This is a genomic window from Cohnella sp. LGH (assembly GCF_017671885.1).
Classification (GTDB): Bacteria; Bacillota; Bacilli; order Paenibacillales; family Paenibacillaceae; genus Cohnella; species Cohnella phaseoli.
On record NZ_CP072117.1, the window covers coordinates 7,191,944 to 7,211,440 of the forward strand.

The 19,497-nt window shown below is 37.4% G+C and carries 16 protein-coding genes; 5 read left to right on the top strand and 11 right to left on the bottom strand.

The features are described 5' to 3' along the window. Window positions 1–19 precede the first annotated feature (19 nt). Together J4772_RS29640 and J4772_RS29645 are read right to left on the bottom strand one after the other, a co-directional pair. Complete coding sequence (locus tag J4772_RS29640; RefSeq protein ID WP_209072650.1) at window positions 20–1,234, bottom strand: restriction endonuclease subunit S; 1,215 nt, start codon at window positions 1,232–1,234, stop codon at window positions 20–22. After that, window positions 1,234–2,931, bottom strand: a complete 1,698-nt coding sequence (locus tag J4772_RS29645) for a class I SAM-dependent DNA methyltransferase (RefSeq protein WP_209072651.1) — start codon at window positions 2,929–2,931, stop codon at window positions 1,234–1,236. The genes J4772_RS29640 and J4772_RS29645 overlap by 1 nt, the downstream gene beginning before the upstream one ends. A gap of 384 nt (window positions 2,932–3,315) precedes the next feature. Between J4772_RS29645 and J4772_RS29650 the strand changes: the two genes are divergently transcribed. The 5 genes from J4772_RS29650 (at window position 3,316) to J4772_RS29670 (ending at window position 7,949) form a co-directional block, all read left to right on the top strand. Beyond that, window positions 3,316–3,690, top strand: a complete 375-nt coding sequence (locus J4772_RS29650; RefSeq protein WP_209072652.1) for a hypothetical protein — start codon at window positions 3,316–3,318, stop codon at window positions 3,688–3,690. Between the two features lie 529 nt (window positions 3,691–4,219). Then, the gene (locus tag J4772_RS29655; protein ID WP_209072653.1) at window positions 4,220–4,858 is read left to right on the top strand and encodes a Cthe_2314 family HEPN domain-containing protein; all 639 of its coding nucleotides are present in this window, start codon (window positions 4,220–4,222) and stop codon (window positions 4,856–4,858) included. Between the two features lie 187 nt (window positions 4,859–5,045). Next, window positions 5,046–6,023 carry an ABC-three component system protein gene (locus J4772_RS29660; RefSeq protein ID WP_209072654.1) on the top strand — a complete coding sequence of 326 codons (978 nt, stop codon included), beginning with the start codon at window positions 5,046–5,048 and terminating at the stop codon, window positions 6,021–6,023. Next, entirely contained in the window at window positions 6,010–6,234 is a 225-nt protein-coding gene (locus J4772_RS29665; RefSeq protein WP_209072655.1) for an ABC-three component system middle component 6, read from the top strand. Before J4772_RS29660 ends, J4772_RS29665 begins: the two co-directional genes overlap by 14 nt. Beyond that, on the top strand, window positions 6,228–7,949 hold the full coding sequence (locus J4772_RS29670) for a DUF2326 domain-containing protein (RefSeq protein ID WP_209072656.1): 1,722 nt from the start codon (window positions 6,228–6,230) through the stop codon (window positions 7,947–7,949). The genes J4772_RS29665 and J4772_RS29670 overlap by 7 nt, the downstream gene beginning before the upstream one ends. Window positions 7,950–8,332: 383 nt before the next feature. On the opposite strand, the gene J4772_RS29675 is transcribed toward J4772_RS29670, so the two are convergent. From J4772_RS29675 to J4772_RS29715, 9 genes are all read right to left on the bottom strand, one after another. Further along, on the bottom strand, window positions 8,333–10,153 hold the full coding sequence (locus tag J4772_RS29675) for a TniQ family protein (protein WP_209072657.1): 1,821 nt from the start codon (window positions 10,151–10,153) through the stop codon (window positions 8,333–8,335). A gap of 225 nt (window positions 10,154–10,378) precedes the next feature. Continuing rightward, window positions 10,379–11,737, bottom strand: coding sequence for an IS4 family transposase (locus J4772_RS29680; protein WP_209071836.1), 1,359 nt, complete (start codon window positions 11,735–11,737; stop codon window positions 10,379–10,381). Between the two features lie 437 nt (window positions 11,738–12,174). After that, window positions 12,175–12,312, bottom strand: coding sequence for a hypothetical protein (locus tag J4772_RS37690; protein ID WP_209072658.1), 138 nt, complete (start codon window positions 12,310–12,312; stop codon window positions 12,175–12,177). Beyond that, the gene (locus J4772_RS29690; protein WP_209072659.1) at window positions 12,309–13,535 is read right to left on the bottom strand and encodes an RES family NAD+ phosphorylase; all 1,227 of its coding nucleotides are present in this window, start codon (window positions 13,533–13,535) and stop codon (window positions 12,309–12,311) included. The genes J4772_RS37690 and J4772_RS29690 overlap by 4 nt, the downstream gene beginning before the upstream one ends. 191 nt (window positions 13,536–13,726) lie before the next feature. After that, complete coding sequence (locus J4772_RS29695; RefSeq protein WP_209072660.1) at window positions 13,727–15,742, bottom strand: TniQ family protein; 2,016 nt, start codon at window positions 15,740–15,742, stop codon at window positions 13,727–13,729. A 6-nt stretch (window positions 15,743–15,748) separates the two neighbouring features. Continuing rightward, window positions 15,749–16,114 carry a hypothetical protein gene (locus tag J4772_RS29700; RefSeq protein WP_209072661.1) on the bottom strand — a complete coding sequence of 122 codons (366 nt, stop codon included), beginning with the start codon at window positions 16,112–16,114 and terminating at the stop codon, window positions 15,749–15,751. A 27-nt stretch (window positions 16,115–16,141) separates the two neighbouring features. Next, window positions 16,142–16,639: a TniB family NTP-binding protein gene (locus tag J4772_RS29705; protein WP_209072662.1), complete on the bottom strand. Its 498-nt coding sequence runs from the start codon at window positions 16,637–16,639 to the stop codon at window positions 16,142–16,144. After that, window positions 16,636–18,723: a Mu transposase C-terminal domain-containing protein gene (locus tag J4772_RS29710; protein WP_209072663.1), complete on the bottom strand. Its 2,088-nt coding sequence runs from the start codon at window positions 18,721–18,723 to the stop codon at window positions 16,636–16,638. The genes J4772_RS29705 and J4772_RS29710 overlap by 4 nt, the downstream gene beginning before the upstream one ends. Continuing rightward, entirely contained in the window at window positions 18,713–19,462 is a 750-nt protein-coding gene (locus tag J4772_RS29715; protein ID WP_209072664.1) for a TnsA endonuclease N-terminal domain-containing protein, read from the bottom strand. Before J4772_RS29715 ends, J4772_RS29710 begins: the two co-directional genes overlap by 11 nt. Between the last annotated feature and the right edge of the window lie 35 nt (window positions 19,463–19,497).

The window sequence follows — 19,497 nt, forward strand, 5'->3', positions numbered from 1 at the left end:
GCCCCCCTTAAATACAAATCTATTGCAAAACTTCTAGCTTGCCACTCATCAGGCGTTGGAGTAACAGATCACGTTGCTTGGTTAGGTTTTGGTTTTGAAGTTGTAATACTTTAATTTTATTAATCATAGGAGCAGTAATTTTACTAAACCTATAAACAAGTGTTTCACCAGGAAAAATTACCTTTAGCCCTTCGAACTTACCTTTACTTAAATTCGTCATTGTAGCGCCTGTCGCACCAAACATTTCAATTGTTGATTTCAATGCTTTACATGTAAAATACAGCCACTCAAGATAATTACTATCATAAGGTATTATCGAATTAATCTGCTGATTGGTATGTGCTGGTTCTGCATTTATTGCAACAACACCGCCAGTGCCTATACAACTCACACATATTGAATTTGCAGGAAGCATTTTTTTCGGCTGTGTAAAATGCCCCTTCTGAGTCAGCTTTTCATCAGTATCAATTACAAATGCTTGTCCGTGCATATCAGGTGTTTTGATAAACATAATATTTCCACTATAGTTATCTGATTCTACTGTTGGAGGTGTTTTCCCTGTTTCTATCAGACCAAACTCTTGCAATCTTTTCACTTCCCACACATCAGGCATCCCTTTAGTAAAGTGGGCATTTTCATAACCAGGGAAACGAAACCGCACAAACCATTCTTTAAATATTTGCTGTGCAGCATGCTCGAGTAGCTCTATTCTGTGGTTATTATTTTCAATTAGATCATCGTAAACGGATAATATGTTTGCAATTTTCTGTTGAACAGGTAGAGGTGGTACATTAATCTTAATATTTCCAAAACTACTCTTGCTTACATTTTCACGGCCCGATGCTGTTCCGCTTGATAAGTGTTTAACCGTAGGCAGCATAATCTTCATCATGTAATAAATGAATCTTCCATCATTGCCCTTGTTCATGATAATTGCATTTATTGCTTGGTTCGTGAACGAAGGTTCCTTTGTTAAGCAAAGTTTTTTTCCTAGAGATCCGATAGTCACAACACAAGGGGTGTTAACAGGCAATAAGCTCTTCCGATACCTTTCATACCCCTTAATTGAAAATCTCTCTTCTGTATTCTCAACATGCCTAACTCCTTCAACAATATCTGTTGGTTTGATGAATGCATAATCATTACCGTAATATTCCCTGTTAGCTGTTGGTGGCGTATTACCTGTTATGATTGTCCCAGTATCACGAAGTTTAATGAATTTCCATTTAATCATCACCCACGCACCAAAGACAACAAATTCTCTGTTATCTTCCTTTCAAGTTCCTGCGCAGTGCTGTTTAGTGCCGTTAACTCCTGATTAAGGCGCAGCATCTCGATATTAAACTCTTCTTTGGTCAGGTCATCTTCTTCGATCACTACCCCCACATAACGTCCTGGGTTAAGAGAATAATCCTGTTCAGCTATTCCATCCTCACCGTCGATTTTTGCAACCTTACATAGTCCGACCACATCGCAATATTTCCCCTCTGGGAACCTCTCAGTAAGCCAATCGATATTGTCCTGCCAATATTTCTTCTCGCTATCCGTTCCCGCATTCTCAAGGCTAGCTTTATATTCGTTAACCAGGGCTCCAAACGCATCTGTGTTCCCCTCATATAATCTTGAGATAATCCCTAGATTCTTAATCTGCTCGTCACTGAATTTCACATGAGCCCGATCAATTACTGTAAACACGTTCCTTGCATCAATGAATAAGATCTCATCCTTTTTCTTCTTTTGCCTGTCAAAAAACCAAATCGTAGCAGGGAGGGTTACTGTACTGAACATATTCTTAGGCATAGTTAGCATCTGACTAATTAGCCCTTCTTTTATGAGCTTCTTCCTAATTTCTTTTTCACTATGACCTGCATCCGATGCAGAGTTGGCCATAACTAGAGCAGCGCGTCCTTTTTCATTAAGAGCGGTTGCAAACATATTTATCCAGAGATAATTGCCATTAGGTACAGTTTCGGATTGGTCGCCTTTAGCTTTTTTGGTTTTGTTCTGAGGGACACCAAATGTATTGAACCTCGGTTGATTCTTAACTGCGTCAAGTTCCACTCCATCCACATTAAATGGAGGATTAGCCATAACATAGTCAAAAGCGTCAAAACAATCGTAGGGATCTACATAATAAGAGTTCGCTTCGGTGATGGTTCCTCTAATGTTGTTAAGTGCAAGGTTCATTTTCGCCAGTTTAACAGTTGCACCTGTTTTCTCCACGCCATAGGCACGCAGATTGATGTCGTTTCCGTTTTGTTTATGCGATTTAATATAATGAGCGGTTTGAACGAACATCCCACCGGAACCGCAAGCTGGATCTAAGATTTTGCCTTCAGTAGGTGCTAGCACCTCAACCATATAACGAACGACACTTGACGGTGTGAAGAATTCCCCGCCACCTTGGCCTTCTGCAAGAGCAAAGTTACCAAGGAAATATTCATAGATTTCACCAAATAGATCGATGCTAATATCGTCTGGTATGTCTTTGAAATTCTTTAAAAGCTTCTTTAGTACGGTTTTGTCCTCGGCACCATTAACGCTATAATATTCATCCTTCGGCAAGGTATTTTCAAGCTCTATTGTGAATTTCTCAACTGCAACCATTGCTTCCTTAACCTTCTGCGCTAAGTTCTCACTCTCTGGCAAATTAAGAAGGTAGTTGTATTTAGCTTCATAGGGCAGATAGAATCCGCATTTTTCAATCGCTATTTCATAGATTTCACGTTCCACGCGAGTGCCTTTAAGTCGATTGTATTCAGCGTTAATCTCATCTTCAACCTGCGAGTACTTGCTCTCTGCAAAACGAAGAAAGATAAGTCCCAATATTGGAGTAGCATATTCTGTGGATTTGAGTCCAGAATTCGCTCTTAGTTGATCAGCAGATGCCCATAAGTCGGCTTTTAATTTTTTGAATTGTTCGTTAGTCATTTGTAAGCTCCTCTGTTCTTGCGTTATATCAAATAATTCACGTATTGAGTCTATTTTAACACAGGATACTTTTCGACTTTATCATTTATGTTTCTTCAAAATCTACCATTCTAAGCAAATCACAATATTCTTAACCTCCACACTTTCGGCCCTGTTCATATAGCCTATACGATTATGCTAGATGGTATAATCAACCTATACAATAAGTCGGCTTATCCCTCACGTCGTGATACAGGAATCTGGTTGAAGTTTGAGGGTAGCGGAGAAGACAGGGTTCCAAACGATATGAAGTACATGGAGCGAAAGAATAAATTGTATTCACATAACGACCAAACTTTCTTTCGTCGTCGGCCGTCAGGCATAAAGAAAGGAGATTTAGTCTTCATGGCTGTGGTAAGTAAGGATGACAAAGGGAATGCCACTCCAATAATTATTGGCTATGCAGAATCAGGTGGTTTCGAACATGTTAATGAGACTGGTCCAGAAGATCGTTTTTACAAAGCGACAGACGGTCGTTACCCGTACTACATTGTGATTCATAATGGCCGCTACTTAGATGCACCTATAAGATACGGTATTACCCTTATAGACCTTTGCAGAGATCTGGGATCTGATCTTTATCCTGTTTCCAAGGAAAGCCCGGAACAAATATTGTCGACTCATCATCAAAAGTCACATATACAAATTACTGAGATTGCAAGAAACCACCTTCTAGTTACATTGGATAAAGTCTTTAAGCAATATGGTGAAACTGATTAGGATTTATTCAATTCAATAGCGCATAACTCTGCTTTCTAATTGCACTGCCTCAAGGGATTGCTAACTGACTCAAATAAGCAATCGATATTTGGATCTAAATAAATAGATCAAAGTAATTGGATCCATTACATTTCATTAGCAAAATCCCGTTGCAGCTAGGAAAAAAGCTGCAACGGGATTTTAATTTAACGCCATTTCAGATTAAACTAATGCCAAGCATAAAGGTTTTTTATCTCAGGCATGATCATTACGCACATTCTTAATGGAAATAAGAAAAATGACTCCTGTCTATTTACAAGAATCATCTTTCTCAATTTCTATAATAGCAATTTCAAACTATCTATTATGAACTAAGAAATAAGGATATTACGACTCTTGGAATAATCGTAATACTTATGCCCTTTTAGAGTAAAGAAATCCGCGTTACTCTTAACATGAGTATACACAACTTTGGCATCACTTTTGTTAGATTAGATACTTGCATGATTCATGATATTAATTGAATGGCGATACCGGAGGAGTCATCACCATGCAAATGTATAGTTATCCATCACTAGACGCAGTTAAGACTAAGTTTGTGGGTACCATTATGAATGGTAAAATGACTGACGATCAATGGCAAAAAGAAATTCGGATTTCCAGCATCCGAAGCAAGCTAAATCATGCTAACTATCATTTCGAGCGATTTACTGCTAACTATCATTACGATTCTTTCCGAGAGGAAAGTGGACATGAAGTCCTTCGAGCTGAATTCTCAGCATTTGTGAGTGCACTTTTAGGAGCGATTGAGTTACTATCCCATGAGGTAAATATTCTTTTCAGACTAGCCATTAAGGAACGGCACGTAAAGTCTAAAAGCGTTATACAGGCTTTAAGGCTCAATTCGCCTGAATCTGGAACGTTATTGAAACTCGAGAAATTAGAGGGAATGAATTGGTATATCTCTCTTAAAGAAATGCGAAATAAATCAGTACACAATCCGACAATGATTTGGACATTCCATAGCGGTGGTAATCTCTCAGGATTAATCTTTCTTCCTGATGATCCATTCGAACGCGATTCAAATTCAACAATCGAAGTTAAAAAATACATGAGTAAGTTGATTGAACATACGAAGCGATTCATAGATGATGTTCAACTCAGCATACTCGATGATCTCCCTAGTTAAGTTTTTTAGGGATCGAAATCGAAATAGGGTTAGAAGACTTCATTTACAAAACACCTGCTGAGAGCTAGCAGGTGTTTTTGTACTTTATAGTTTGATTTAGAAAATTCCAAAAGGCTACTACAAAATGGATTAATTTAGTGTACAATTTAGTGATTGAGTTAAGTTTATTTCATGGGAGATCACTTTTATGAATAGAGATTTCTATCATTCTTATGTAACCGAGAAAATTGAGTTGCTTAGTTATCGAATTAAAAGTAACGGGAAACTTAATATACTTAACTTAAATATTCATGCAGAGTTCTTTTACAGAGATCTTATTAATCTATTGTTTGATAAGCAATTCGAGAATGCGAACATCTTTGACCAAAATTCCGAAGCGATTGATTTGATAGATCAAGTAAATAAGACTATCATTCAAGTCTCATCTACTGATACAACAGCTAAAATTAACAAGACACTTTCTAAAGATATTCTGCAGGAATACAAAAAGCAAGGATATCAATTAAAATTCCTATTTTTTTCCGATGCTGACCATCTTAGAAAGAAGAAGTACACTAACACGCATAAGATTAGCTTTGACCCCAATAAGGATATTATTGATAAAATTTCACTAATGAAATCTGTACTTGAAGCTAGCATAGACAAGCAAAAAGAGGTATATGAGCTGGTATCAGCAGAACTTGGGGAAAAACCAGATCCTTCGAAAATATCATCAAATTTAACAGAATTAATTAAGTTACTCTCAAAAGAAGATTTAAAAACAACACAAGAACAGACTAAACTAAATGAGTATAATATAGACATGAAGATAGAATTTAATGATCTCTTAAAGGTAAAGAACATTATAAAAAAGTATAAAGTCTACTATTCCAAACTCAATTCACTATATGCAGAATTTGATAGACAAGGCAATAATAAAAGCCTTTCTGTATTCGAAAAACTCTCTAGATTTTATACAGAAGAATTATTATTTGATGAATATAATAACAATCAAAAATTCCTAAGGATTATAAATAGGACTGTTTCATACATTCGTGAGACTGATAATTTTTTCGATTTAGCAGATGAGGAACTTGAACTTTGTGTCTCCATAATAATTGTAGATGCTTTTATTAAATGCAAGGTATTCGAGGATCCGGAGGGATATATTCATGTTACTGCCTAAGGATATTAATCCTGAATTAAGCATATACTACAATGGATCCATTATTCTCGATCAATTATTCAATAAAAATAATATTGAACTAATTAGTTTATATAGCGATGTAAAAGCAAAAAGTAATATGTCCTTTTTTACTTTTATTCTCTCGTTAGACTGGCTTTTTTTATCCGATATTGCGTTTGTAAATGAAAGTGGTGAAGTATCATTATGTTGATTAAACAACTTAAAATAGAAGATAAATTCGGTCTGATTCGAGACATTAGATTTCATAAAGGAGTTAACTTAATTGTCGATGAGACGGTAGGCATCACTGAAAAGGAGACTGGAAACAGCGTTGGTAAAACTACTGTGTTAACGCTTATTGATTTTTGTCTTGGAGCAGACCCAAAGCTTATTTATACGGATCAAGAAACAAAGAAGGAAATTGAATTAGTAAAGAACTATTTGATTGAAAACAATGTTCTAATTAAGCTAACACTAACGGACAGCTTTAATCATATACATGCTCGTGAAATTGTAATTGAACGGAATTTTTTGAACAACAAACACAAAATAACGAGGATTAACGGTGAGAAAATTAAAGATAAAGAATTCGAAAGTAAGCTTGACGATTTAATAATTGGAGATAGATCAGTCAAGAAACCATCCTTTAGAGAAATCATTTCACACAGTATTAGATATACTGACGATCGCATAAATAATACATTGAAAGTCCTGACAAAGTTCAATTCTCTTCCCGAATATGAAACACTGTATTTGTATTTATTTGGAATTATCACAACAGATCGGTCTCAATTATTTAAAAAAATGAAAACCGAAATCGACTTTAAAAATAGACTAGAGAAGAAACAAAGCAAAACTGAGTTTGAATTATCGCTAGCGATGATCGAAAGCACAATAAATAAGATTGAACATAAAAAAAATTCATTAAATCTTAATCCTAATTACGATAAGGATTTAAAAAATCTGAATGAAACAAAATATCAAATAAGCTACATCAGTTCTAAAATTAGTGAATTGAGCATAAGAAGAGATTTAATTCATGAAGCTGAAATGGAACTTAAAGAAGATCAATCAAATATCGATCTTAAACAACTAAAGAGAATTTATGAACAAGCAAACAATTTCATCCCTAATCTTCAAAAAACTTTTGAAGACTTGGTTTCTTACCATAATAAAATGATCGTAGAAAAGATAAGATTCATTAGCCAGGAGTTACCTGAAATTCATGATCAAATAAATAATCTAAATGAAGAACTAAAAACATTATTATCGACTGAAGTTGAGCTAACAAGTAGCGTAACTAAAACAGATACCTTTAGCGATCTTGAAAAAATCATATCTGAATTAAATGAAAATTACCGTCGAAAGGGTGAAGTAGAACATTCTATCACCCAAATAAAAGAAGTCGATAAAAAGATAACCGACTTAGAGGATGAATTGAAAACTATCGATCAAGATGCGTTTTCAATATCTTCTCAAGAGAAAATAAAAAATCAGCTCGTTAAATTCAATGAATTTTTCACGGAAGTATCTAAGGAACTTTATAATGAAGAATATCTAATAACATATGGTATCAAAGCAGAAAAGAAAACTGGAAAAAATATATATGACTTCTACTGTTTTAACGCTAATAATAGTTCGGGCAAAAAACAAGGTGAGATTCTGTGCTTTGATTTAGCATATATCTTATTTGCAGATGAAGAAGAAATTCCGGTTCTGCATTTTATTCTAAATGATAAAAAGGAACTAATGCATGCTAACCAGTTAATCAAGGTTACAAAATATATTAAGGGAAAGAATATTCAATTAATATTCTCTATACTTAAAGATAAACTTCCAAAAGAACTAAATTCAGATGATTATATTGTTCTTAGACTCTCGCAACAAGATAAACTATTTAAAATTGAAAATCGTTTTGACAAATAATTTCTTTGGTATATATATCCTGCTCAGATGAGTGCTACTGGTACAAATAATGCATTTTACTGAATTCACAATTCTAATGCTATTCATCTTGGTTAGAAATCGTCAACTTCTATAGAAACAACGACAGTTTGGATCGAAAAATCCACACTGTCGCTGTTTAATTTAACTATTTTTTCCCGACTCACGGAATACCCACAACTTGCATTAATCTCATCAAGTTGTACTACAAACACATTTCACCAATCAGTAGGTGCTAGGCGCATTCCAATCAAAAGTTTTATTTCTTCTCACTACTACAAAAAAATAGTTTTTATGTTCGGCGATGCCAAAGTGACTATAAAATTAGGAAATGATATTGACTCGTTATTATCGGAATTCACGCTTTACCTTTGAAAAGCGTTAGATTTCACCTTCAGTTTCTCCAGTGTACTTCTTCTTTGAATCGAACAGTTTTGTCTTTTCATACTTATATACTGGTTTAAATCTGGTGCAATCGACTTCATGTAGCTTTGACTCATCCCAATAAAATTGTATATATCCTTAGACAAGACACGACATTTTTCATTTTGCTTAAAAAACTGATCAACTTTCTCGATAATCTCCTCTTTTCTAGCTACTAAACGTTTCTCACCCTGCTCCTTCTTCATATTTTTTATATAAATATGAACTCCCCATTTCCGAATAGTAGTAGATGAAATATTTACTAATGAGCATATGCGCTCAACTGAAATATCTTGATCATTTTCTAACATACTTCTACACAGAGATTCTATTTTATTTTCATAGTCCTTTATATCATGTCGTAAAGGGACCTTTCTTTTTGAGAAAACAATGGCATTCATCACACGGGGATGATATCTATACAGGAGAAAGTGCCTGTAAGAATTCCAACAACTCCATTTGTGGATGTTATTCATATTCCCATTCTGTTCAACAGACTGAACGAATGCTAATAATAGATCTTCATCAAGCTTTTCAACCTCACCAAAAATAGGTCTTGTACTAAAATAAGCTATAACACTCCACCAGCGATCTCTCTTAAAATCAGCTGGCCTCCGACACTCTTGTAAAGTCAACTGCCCCTTCTTCTTAAACATATTCGTCAAATCGTTATAGCCTTTAAAGAACCCATCTAGTTCTACCATATTGCCATCGATATTATAAGCAAACCTGCTACCGCAAACAGTACATGCGACATACTTTCGTAGGTATCGACCGTCCGAATAACGTTTTGCCTTGGTACCTGTTTTTACTAAGAAATCAGACTTTTGATAGGATGCACACCAAGGAGACATGCACCCAGTGTTCTTTACATTATCCCGTTTAGAAGTACGTATCGATTCTCTAAAACCATATGGTATTGATATTTTTTCAAAATATTCATAATCAATGTTACTATATACCATTACGTCTAGCAGCGTGCTAATATGTACCGTTCTCTTCCTCAAGAGAGCGTCCCTTGCAATTTGAAGTACATGCGGTAAACATATTTTGAGAATATCAGCATTCCGTTGGATGGTATTTCTCTCAAAAAAGGAACTTTCCTCATTTAACAGATACACTAATTTGGTGGCAACTTCTGACGGACTCATATAATTGGGGCTATGGCATAGTAACTGACTCCATATAGTTTGCAAAAGGCTTTGCTCTTTTAACTCCTTCGCTGAAAATTTTCGAATCATCATTTGGGTATTTTTTAATTCAGTATTGCAGTACGGACAAAGCTCAATATACTCAATATCCTTTAGCTTGACGATGTTACCACATTGACTACAGCTTCTTGATAACGGTACTTGATGTTTCATACAAAAATTGACCCCATCCAATTTCCACAGCAGTTTGATGTGTGCTTGCTCCTTAATACAAAACGGACAAAAGTGGAAGTCATTACGAATCATTCCTTTAAGAATACGTGAACGTGATGTTTCACTATGATAATAGAACTTTTGTAAGACGTGGTAAAAAGTCATAGCTATAAGCCGATTTTTCGAAACCTGAGTTGCCTCAGCTAAATTATTTAGCATTAATAATGCCTCAGGTGCTTGTTCCAGCAGATGAGCATCAGCCTTTTGAGGATTAATCGCTTTATTTCTACTGTTATCGTGCCAGATAGAGAGCATTTTCGTCCCATTCTCTGAAGCAAAGCGAGTCACAAAGCTAATCAGTGACTCGTCACTTTTTGGTTTAATGCGTACAGTAAACATTGATTCTGCTCCTTTTCTATGGGCCACTATTTTCAATGTTGCCCCTCAGAAGAAAAGTATTCATTTTTCAACAGATATTTTGATCCCAAATTTAGTGAATATTTCGGTGCCAGAGATGGTTAATCAGTTAGAGCCACCGTGTTAATAGAATAGAGCTATGATGTTAATGTGTAGAGCCACTTTAGATTTAGGCTATGAAAAACATTGTCGCGAGTGGTTATTAACTCAACTTTCGCAGCATGAAATTGGCAAACAAGCCTTGATGTAGCTGGGCAGACTGGCAATCCATTGCTGAAGTTGACGCTGAATCAAAACTGAAAGCCTCTTTCCTGCTTTCGTGGCGATTTCGCTGACAAGATCGAGCAGTTGTTGTAAGGCGACTGTCCAATCCAGTGTACCGACTTCGTCGCACAGCACATAAAACAAACCGCCGAACGTACGTGCATCAGTGCTTTGCCGATGCTGCCAGGCTAGTAGAAGGTAGCGTGAGAAGACAATTGTCGTATGGCTGATCAGCAAATCATAAGAGCGGCCTTGAAACTCCTTTTGCAAACGAAGCAGCGACTTGGTGCATTTGAAGAAAACCTCAATGTCCCAGCGAATGGCGTAAATTCGGATGACGTCCTCTACACAGAGCGTCAAATCGGTCGTCAAAACGGCGAGCCAATCATTTTTCTTCGAGCGGTTGCGAACAAACACCACATGCACCGGCGTACCGCAAGCCAGCTCCGTTCGGATCGAGCGGAGAATACTGCGCTTCTGGCTCGCTACAGGTGCGGCTGCTAAGTAAAGCTCTTTAAGCGACAGCTTCTGGCCTTGCACAAGGAATCGTTTATTGTCGTTCTTGACCATGCCGATCACATCGAGTCCGCGGGAGACGACTTCGCGAATGAGCGGCGCGTGCGTGAACCAACTGTCCATCAAGACATAAGAGGCGGTTGCTCCGGCTGCCAAGGCGCGATCCAGCATGGACGCAACGACTTGAGGAGCCGACAGAAGTGCTTCCTTCCGGCGCTTGTAACCATGTGTTCGTTTGTCGATGGATTCGCTCATGCCGGTGATTGCCGACTTGCTAGAGCTTAGCAGCGCAAAGTCCATGGGTAAGAACGTATGACCATCCGACCACCCCATCGTCAGCATGCGGAAACCTTTGTAATACGCACCCGTGGCATGATCTTTGAACCTGGCGAGCAACTCAACGGCTTTACTGCGATTGCGTTCGAACATCGAATCGTCGACGATGAAGACGACATCCCGATCCGCAGACGTCAGCGCATCCACTTTCTTCACGGTAGCCACGCTAAGCGAAGTCAGAAATCGGCGCCATGCAAAGCCGGCATGATTGAGAAAGCGATAAACCGCATCTTTGCCAGGCATGGAATCGTCCTTGCGGCTCTCAAGCAGGCGAAACCAGTTTTTCTGATGGAACAACAAAACGAAAACAAGTTGGAATAGTCGGGCACAGCTAAAGCCAAAGCGTTTACGAAATCCAGCTTGTTGCAGATGCTGCATGACTTTCAGTTCTTGGAACGCTGGTTTTAGTTCGTTAGGCAGTTGATTCAATTCGGATGGTTGGGCTATCATTAGGGTAGACACCTCTTCGGTTGAAGTGATTGCTCGACACTCTCACTTTAGCAAACGAAGCGGTGTTTTTCTATTTACAAGCCCAATACCTGATCACCTTGAAAGACTACAACGACATGCTCTCAAGATGATTTGTGCTCTGCGAAAGTTGAGTTATTAAGCTAACCGGGAAACGATAGAAACATCTGAGAGGATTCCTTTAATAAATATTAAAGACGACACACTAGAGGAATTGACCATCTTCCACCAGTTTCCTGCGATGCCATGTAAGCAAAATGATTCATCATTGTAACCCTTTTCTTATGTATACAAAAAAACAAAAGACATCCTGTAGCTATCAGGATATCCTTTGAATATAGTTTAGCAATTATTTTTTTCTAGAAGATGAGACGATAATATGACCCCACTAACTCTTTACCAAAAGCTCCATTGATAGCTCAAATAACGCATATTAGCGTTGTTGTGAGAACGTATCTTCCGCTCATTCTGAATATATAATCTATTCTCCACCTAACAGCCCTTAAGATGGAGGTATGTACCCCTATAACTCTTCTTTGCTTCCTTAACGTTCTCACAGATACGCTATTTGAAAGCTCTTTGGTTTCACTTCTAAGATTTCAAGGTCAGTATCTTTGACATAATTAAAAAGCGCATAATTAGTGTACTTCCCATTCCAGTTTGCTACACCTTCATACTTAACTCCTTGAAAACCAATATCTAGACAACAACCACCAATAAAGTTTGTGAATAAATATGCCTTCTTAATCGTACTTGTTTCTTCATTTTGTGATGCATAAAACTTTTCAAATCCCTTGAATACTTCATCTATGTCTAACAACTTCATATTATTCTTCACATCAATAGACGCGATATCGATGGCTTGCTCATGAGTTGGGTGTAATTCATAAGGAATTGCGTCAATTGTATCGCAGCAATAAAGAATAGGGACGCCAACTGCATTATATCTTCCATGACTCGCAACACCGGCAGGAGGACTCCATAAACCATCTGAGTTATAAGAACTCATATCTTTATTCCTCGACCTCCCACGGTAAATTATGGTAGATGATTTAAGTAAATAAAACTCGTCATCCTCGAAACTCATTTTCAATACGTCATATATCTTTCCAGCTGTTATACTTCGTGGAGCCACTGCTGGATTAACGTACAGATGTTCTCGAAAATCAGAGAGTTCTTTTTCATCAAAATTAACTCCGTATCTTGAAGCGAAATTAATAAACTCTTGGTCATATCCCCAAAACTCATTGATCTCGTCCTCACTATATATGCGATCACTATATTCAAAGTTATGACTATCAGGATTGTGCTTTGGGTGATACGGCTCCCCATATCCGCAATTGAGGCATCTGAGTTCACTTATTACCCTATCAACATAATCCTGAGGTATATTTTCTTCGGATAGAAAATCCCAAATGTCCATGCCGGTCGAAGGATGCTCATCATCCTCATCTTCCACGTCACGATTGAAGGAATATATGTATGCTTCAATATCACTTCCTTCATTGCAGTGAGAACAACGGTGGATTTTAAAAGACAAGGTTTGCCCAAGCGAAGTTATGACTTGTTCAACAAACTCATTAAAATCACTTACACTTTCAAAGTACAAATCATAAGCCGATAAACACTCGTTGCACTTTGTACATGTATACTCTTGTCGTTCATTGATACCCACTATTTTTATAGGCGGAGAATTGTAATCTGAGATTGATATCCCGTGTGTATCCATAACGTCGGAAAGTTCCAAACAATTGAAACAAATAACCGATGTTTCGTCCATGACATTGACCTCTCTATGAATAGCTTTTTACCTTGTCTTAACCAAAAGGGCAGCTAACGATTTTCGAAACTAAAATAGCTGGAAGTCAAAAAACAACATAACTCGATAAATAATTCAATAATTAACGTCTTATATCCTGCAAAATATCATATTTTGAAGGGATTTGTCAGAAGAAACGCTGGCTCTATCTTTTAACTTCGTGGCTCTGATACATTAACCCAATGACTCTGTCCCACCAAAATATTCTTATAGTCTTCAATCTCTTGCTTAATCTTTTCTTTTACAGGCCTATACCCCTTCACATGTATGTATTTAATTCCTAAACACTTTGCAACAGCCGTAACTGATATATCTCTTTGCTTTTCACTGAGCTGCTGTATGGCCTCTTTAATCCGCCTTACAAGTTGCTTTAATCGGTGAACTTCTGCTTTATTATTGACTTCCTTAACCGAAGCTGTCATGTAGTTTATAAAACCTGGGTAATTTTCAACTACATAGTCTCTGTTCCTCCCTAGACAGTTGTACACAGCCCTCATTGACAACACTTCTTTACAATCATGGCGAGAAATTAGAGTATCAAATGTTTTTCGAAGTTCTTTTTCTTCATCATGCAGTCGTTTAGATGATTGCTTAGATTTGGCCTCTTGTACAACAGATGCGATTCCGTAAGAATGTAGAGTGCTTTCAGAACAATCTAAAGAAGACGCCACCTGATTGAGCGATAAACGAATATCAGATAGAACCATGTCATTGATGCTTCGTTCTGCTTGAATACAAAGATCATTATGCTTCTTCAGTGGTTTTTTTAATTCGGATGGTTTATGAATAAAATACAGTTGCACATCAGAATGAGCATAAAAATAACTGTACATCTTCAAGTTCCAACCATATCGATTTCTCGTTTTTTTATATTTAGTTTCTGGGTAAGTATATAACTCACATTGTATTGCTTCAAATAAAGATACAAGATTCTCCGGTATATTCGAATATGCATAAGTAGCATGTATTGATTTTGGCAGCAAATGATGATAAGCAAGATACCCGAATATTTCACTAATTTGAAAGTAGTTGATTTTTAGTTCTCGCGAAACTTCTGACCTTGTCATGCCAGCTTCAACGAGTTTTTTTATAGCAGACACCAATTCTATCTTTCCGTCTATCTCCTGCCATTGATTTATTTCCGGATGATACGCATATCTCATGAAGCATCCTTTACAGACATAATAGTAAGGATACCGAATCCCCTTCTTTCTTGGCTCCACTCTATCATCAATTAAGATCATTCTTTGATGTTCCTGATTGTAACACCAAGGTGCTAGGCAAGTGCTTGGTGGATTATTCTTCTTTTCTTTAATAGTGAATATGCTAGTAAGATATGACTTCGGAACTTCAAGATTAGAAAATTCCTCAATTGTCATGTTGGCGTAGTTCAACACTTCGAATAATAAAGATTGGGTTACTTTCTTAACCGAAGAGGTGCCTCTGACAAATGAAACAAGACTTTTTACAAGATTTTTAGAGAAACCAACAATGTCTTTTCGAACATATACTGATGCCTGATTTTGGGCAACAAATAACAGTTTTAATGCCAATGATCTTTCCATATTCAACCTTCCGTATCTCTTTGTGAGTACTTTGTCTGATTTAAGGAGAAAATTCCAACGACGATAAATCACTTCTTGCTTATTCAAATCATTAGTATCCGACGTAACCTCAGAAATATCAGCCAAATTCGTGTTTGATTCCAACCTGATATTATGAGTAAAGCAGTAGTCTACTTCTTTCAACAACCAAGTTAGCTTATATACATCCTCATGCTCGATACAAATTGGACAAAACTTACGTGAACGTTTATCAAGAGCCATTTGAATCATGACCATAGCTCGGTCATAGTCTTTATAAGGATCGTCAAAAAATTTGGAACAAACGGTAAAGAAGGTAAGTTTCTTTATGGAATCTAAAGTAACATCTAAAAGCATGGACAATTGTTTCGGGTCAATTAAACAAAAATCATAGTCCAGTCGGTAGAATAATTGGGATCTTAGCATGTGAATAGATCCTGCATGTATACTTCTCCAAATATCCATCTCATTGCACCCATTTAATTTTGCTGCCCTATTCAAGAAGGAAGTAAGGCTTTCCCCTAATTTAGGTGTGGGCCTTACCGTTAATAGTTGATTCTCCACTGTATATATCCCTGCTGTCATTGAATTTTAGACTCTTAACGTTTGTCCGAAAAAGCTTTCCTTAGCTTCCCGTAGTTTGGTTACTGTCAATTCTGCAGCGCTAATATCCCGAAAATCATCAGCAAAAACGCCTAGTAATCGGTATGCTTCTATTAGTATGGCGTGTAAATAACCAATTCTTCCTTGACAATATTCATGCAACAATTGCGGTAAACCAGATTCCAATGCCCCAAGTTGTATTCTTCTGGGCGGCTGAATTGCAGTTTCTATGTCATTCAGCAATTTACAGAATCTCTCATCACATTCTTCGAAAGGCATAATTCTTTCAAGCTTAAACCGTCGAAAATATTCATCTTCCATATCGAGAAGATATTCAACTTTTGGAGTACCCATACAAACAAGAGATACACCCTCATTCGATTAATCCTTAAACATTTCCATACCATCCTGATCATCAAAACGCTTAGTTCGAGTTAAAAAGTTTAGTTCGTCAAAAATAATCAATTCTGTTTTTTGCTTTCGCAGTAAATGTAATGCCTGGTCCTTCGCATATCCAACCCTCATATCAGAGCGAAGAATTTTTGTTCCTAAACCGGTTAGTATTTTTTTGTAAAAATCGAGCGCAGTGAACGGGTAAGGCAACTTTATATATAACACTGGGGCGATATCAATTTTTGTTTCATCCTTATCAACGTATGTGTAACCAGGATTTCGTCTTTTATAATGAGTTGCCAATTGTGTTTTACCTACACCAGAAATACCAGTTAACATTAAATGATTAGGATCATGTTCCTGGTTACCAGCTTTCAGATGAACACGAAGAGAATCAAACCGGTCCCAGATTCGTCTGACTTCTTCGTGTTGGATAAATAAATCAGCAATTCGGTTTGCAAACTGCTTGGCCTCTACGCGACTCATTTTCTTTCATTCCTTCTCTCTTCAGCCAATTTAGCCGCTAGAAACAGTTCTTCTTCCCTTGATCTATTTACGGCATCTTTTTGTTGTTGTCCCTGGAAAGTAACTGTGACACTACGATCTGCGTTTATCATTCGAGCAACAGTCTTACGGGTGCTCTTCTTCTTAACGTAACTTTTATTGATCTCTTCTTGAATCTTCTTCGCTGCCCGAGCATACTGATCATTTCCAGGGATACTATTCTTTTTACGTTCCCCTTCCTCGCTCCATATCTTTAAGACTCTTGAGTACGTATAGGCATTAACTCCAATTAGTTGTTCATACGACGGTGAAACTGCGTATAACTCGATGAATCGCTCTTTTTTGGGATGTTTCAGAAAAATACGAGAGATATCATCGGGATCATATTTAATAACATACTTCGTTTCCTTCTGGCCAATAATATCATTGCATTCTTCCGACTTATAAATACGGTTCCCGAATCTTACCCCATCTCTCGTATAGGGCTTCTTAAGAGTCAGCATAAACTCAATTTTATATCGCTCCTCCTCGGATTTTTCAATCCATTCAGGAAATCCCACTTCATTACATCCGTCGTGATAACGATTCATAGGTGTCTTGCTATAGATGGGCAGACCCTTATGATCTCGAATTGGATACATATCCGTCATATAGATCGTGAGTATTTTTCGAATCTGATTAAGGGTTAAACAAGCTTCTTCTTCTGGCTTTATTGCACCTAAATCTGCAAACTTGCTCTTTGTTGTACCTAAGGTATTATGAATCAACTCATCATTAAGTGTTCTGAATAACCGCTCTATAACTGCCCCATATTTAGGAATCCTGACCGGACGATGCATGATTTCGGACTTTAAGCTTTCATTCACAAGACGTTTAATATCGGAACTCTTAAAATCCATGCCGTTATCAACGTATATTACATTGGGAATACCAAAAACTTCCCAATCAGACTCAGTGCCATAAATTTTTCTGGTATCCTTGAAGAAAACTCCATGTTGTATGGCCTTACGAATTACATTGGCGCTCGGAGCTTCAAAAGAGACGTACAAGCACCATGGCATACGGCTAAACACATCAATTCCGAGTGTAATCCACGGCCGATCAATGGTTAGACCAGTCTGATCATCAATAACTTGCATGTCCAATCGAGTATGATCGAGCTGAATAATGTCTAGCGGGTGCAGAGCATCTCTGTCTGCATATCCACGTGCTACATCATCATATATTGCTTTTGCCTGCTTCAGATTACGGAAACGTTCTCTTGCCTTCTTATTAATTCGACCAATAAGGTCTGAGATCGTGCTGTAACTGACCACTGGAAGTTGATGGTACGCACATTCACGATTTACGCTTCTCCATACGGTAGCTTTGGATATGTTGTATTTAGTTAAATAGTCATTTTCAATAATTGACTTCACAATATGTATTAGTTCATCGCTAAGGCGTACCTGGAGAACATCCAATACGATATCGGGTTTTTGAGGATGGCAAATTTCCAGAGTTTTAGTATCCTTTCTCCCGGTATATCCCCGCCCTTTTTTAGAAATGAGACCCTCTAACCCATTATTCTGTAGATTCTCTTGATCACGGAATGCCTTCATGTAGCGCATGAACGTTGCACGAGATACTTTTTTCTTCTTCTGGACAATACGCATTTCGTTTACCCGATTAATGAGGACCTCCTGTCGGATCGATGTGAGATCTTCCCCTTCTTTTATCAAGTATTTATACTGGTCCATGAACTTTTGAACCGATCTTAAATTCTGATTTTTAATTTCTTCTAGCAGAATTAGAGGACGTATAATCTCAAACCGTTCGCTCACTTCTTCTCTTTTTGGTTCAGGCAGTATGGCCAACGTATCGTATGGCGCAAGCTCCTTTTTGGAAACCTTCATCGTCGAATCTGGTTGGAAGGTTGAATGAGACACAATATCGGTAAATTTCATCTGAATATCTTCGCCATCTGGGCGTTTAATTCGCACAAACGGTGGCTCAATTGATATAATTTTATGTTTCTTTCCATACAAATAAAATTCCGAGTATAGTCGTAGATGATTAATTGACATCCAACAACACCTTCCTTTCCTCTGGAATGAATGGTTTCATAAGTTGATTAACTGTAATGAAGCTATTAGAACCAATCACCTGGTTTACATCAGTTTGAAAGATTCCCGTTGCAATCAGATGGTAGATCAATGGTTTAATCAGTAATGGGTGGTATTCGTCACCAAAAAAATCCGCTAGTACTTCTACAGTACTTCTGTCTAAACAAACTAATCGATACGTGACTTTCTCACTCCAATTCGAATAATAAGACCTCACTTTAAGAAAGTTATTAAGGAACCGGATATTACGCGCGAGAACAGACGGCATTGTCTTAGGGCAAATCACAAGATAGTTCCATCCTCGAACTAAAGCGTACTGCTCGCAAAAATGATTGATTTGCTTCGACTGTTCATTGATATTTTCTTCTGGTTCATGCTTAACTTGATAAAGAATCGGATTTGTGTGTTTACTAAACACCAACGAGTCTGGAATATGAATCCAACCCTCTTTTCCCGGGCTATGTATCGGAACCTCAACAGGTTGCACGTAATATCTTACAACCGAATGATCCAACTCTAAGTAGTGGTAAAAGAGTCGTTCACCTAAGGATTCATACTCCACCGGACGATCCATTTTTTCACTATAGAAACTTCCGATAATGTGCGGACGATGATGACTATTCCGATTATTCACTTTCCTTTTTGGGGTATAAAGGTGATCCTCTTTTCGCCAATCCATGTTTGACGAGTCATTTCCCATATGAATCCTCCGGTAAATATCATTTATTGCTAAAA

Coding starts and splice junctions, on each gene's coding strand:
- J4772_RS29700 (WP_209072661.1), bottom strand. CDS start 16,114: ATGGGTACTCCAAAAGTTGAATATCTTCTCGATATGGAAGATGAATAT.
- J4772_RS29650 (WP_209072652.1), top strand. CDS start 3,316: ATGGCTGTGGTAAGTAAGGATGACAAAGGGAATGCCACTCCAATAATT.
- J4772_RS29705 (WP_209072662.1), bottom strand. CDS start 16,639: ATGAGTCGCGTAGAGGCCAAGCAGTTTGCAAACCGAATTGCTGATTTA.
- J4772_RS29640 (WP_209072650.1), bottom strand. CDS start 1,234: ATGATTAAATGGAAATTCATTAAACTTCGTGATACTGGGACAATCATA.
- J4772_RS29645 (WP_209072651.1), bottom strand. CDS start 2,931: ATGACTAACGAACAATTCAAAAAATTAAAAGCCGACTTATGGGCATCT.
- J4772_RS29670 (WP_209072656.1), top strand. CDS start 6,228: ATGTTGATTAAACAACTTAAAATAGAAGATAAATTCGGTCTGATTCGA.
- J4772_RS29695 (WP_209072660.1), bottom strand. CDS start 15,742: ATGACAGCAGGGATATATACAGTGGAGAATCAACTATTAACGGTAAGG.
- J4772_RS29680 (WP_209071836.1), bottom strand. CDS start 11,737: ATGATAGCCCAACCATCCGAATTGAATCAACTGCCTAACGAACTAAAA.
- J4772_RS29710 (WP_209072663.1), bottom strand. CDS start 18,723: ATGTCAATTAATCATCTACGACTATACTCGGAATTTTATTTGTATGGA.
- J4772_RS29675 (WP_209072657.1), bottom strand. CDS start 10,153: ATGTTTACTGTACGCATTAAACCAAAAAGTGACGAGTCACTGATTAGC.
- J4772_RS29715 (WP_209072664.1), bottom strand. CDS start 19,462: ATGGGAAATGACTCGTCAAACATGGATTGGCGAAAAGAGGATCACCTT.
- J4772_RS29660 (WP_209072654.1), top strand. CDS start 5,046: ATGAATAGAGATTTCTATCATTCTTATGTAACCGAGAAAATTGAGTTG.
- J4772_RS29665 (WP_209072655.1), top strand. CDS start 6,010: ATGTTACTGCCTAAGGATATTAATCCTGAATTAAGCATATACTACAAT.
- J4772_RS29690 (WP_209072659.1), bottom strand. CDS start 13,535: ATGGACGAAACATCGGTTATTTGTTTCAATTGTTTGGAACTTTCCGAC.
- J4772_RS29655 (WP_209072653.1), top strand. CDS start 4,220: ATGCAAATGTATAGTTATCCATCACTAGACGCAGTTAAGACTAAGTTT.